Origin of the sequence: Planococcus glaciei, from assembly GCF_900099655.1 — a bacterium.
Taxonomy (GTDB): domain Bacteria; phylum Bacillota; class Bacilli; order Bacillales_A; family Planococcaceae; genus Planococcus; species Planococcus glaciei.
This window is the reverse complement of the sequence record NZ_FNDC01000032.1, coordinates 1-1,290: the sequence shown is the minus strand read 5'-3', so window position 1 is coordinate 1,290 and position 1,290 is coordinate 1. Positions and strand designations below refer to the sequence as shown.

1 rRNA gene is annotated in these 1,290 nt (G+C 56.0%); it reads right to left on the bottom strand.

The annotated features are described in order from the left end of the window. A 23S ribosomal RNA gene (locus BLQ32_RS19540) occupies nucleotides 1-1,290 on the bottom strand; the annotation flags it as partial.

The following is a 1,290-nucleotide window of genomic DNA, read 5'->3' as shown; positions in this document are numbered from 1 at the left end:
CGCTTCCACCCCGAACCTATCTACCTCATCGTCTTTGAGGGATCTTACTTGCTTGCGCAATGGGAAATCTCATCTTGAGGGGGGCTTCGTGCTTAGATGCTTTCAGCACTTATCCCGGCCACACATAGCTACCCAGCGATGCCCCTGGCGGAACAACTGGTACACCAGCGGTGTGTCCATCCCGGTCCTCTCGTACTAAGGACAGCTCCTCTCAAATTTCCTGCGCCCGCGACGGATAGGGACCGAACTGTCTCACGACGTTCTGAACCCAGCTCGCGTACCGCTTTAATGGGCGAACAGCCCAACCCTTGGGACCGACTACAGCCCCAGGATGCGATGAGCCGACATCGAGGTGCCAAACCTCCCCGTCGATGTGGACTCTTGGGGGAGATAAGCCTGTTATCCCCGGGGTAGCTTTTATCCGTTGAGCGATGGCCCTTCCATGCGGAACCACCGGATCACTAAGCCCGTCTTTCGACCCTGCTCGACCTGTACGTCTCGCAGTCAAGCTCCCTTGTGCCTTTACACTCTGCGAATGATTTCCAACCATTCTGAGGGAACCTTTGGGCGCCTCCGTTACTCTTTAGGAGGCGACCGCCCCAGTCAAACTGCCCGCCTGACACTGTCTCCCGCCCCGATCAGGGGCGTGGGTTAGAATTTCAATACAACCAGGGTAGTATCCCACCGACGCCTCCCCCGAAGCTGGCGCTCCGGGTTCTCTGGCTCCTACCTATCCTGTACAAGTTGCACCAAAATTCAATATCAGGCTGCAGTAAAGCTCCACGGGGTCTTTCCGTCCTGTCGCGGGTAACCTGCATCTTCACAGGTACTATAATTTCACCGAGTCTCTCGTTGAGACAGTGCCCAGATCGTTACGCCTTTCGTGCGGGTCGGAACTTACCCGACAAGGAATTTCGCTACCTTAGGACCGTTATAGTTACGGCCGCCGTTTACTGGGGCTTCAGTTCGCACCTTCGCTTGCGCTAAGCACTCCCCTTAACCTTCCAGCACCGGGCAGGCGTCAGCCCCTATACGTCACCTTACGGTTTTGCAGAGACCTGTGTTTTTGCTAAACAGTCGCCTGGGCCTATTCACTGCGGCTCTCTCGGGCTGTAACACCCTACCAGAGCACCCCTTCTCCCGAAGTTACGGGGTCATTTTGCCGAGTTCCTTAACGAGAGTTCACTCGCTCACCTTAGAATTCTCTTCTCGCCTACCTGTGTCGGTTTGCGGTACGGGCACCTCCCGCCTCGCTAGAGGCTTTTCTTGGCAGTGTGAAATCAGGGACTC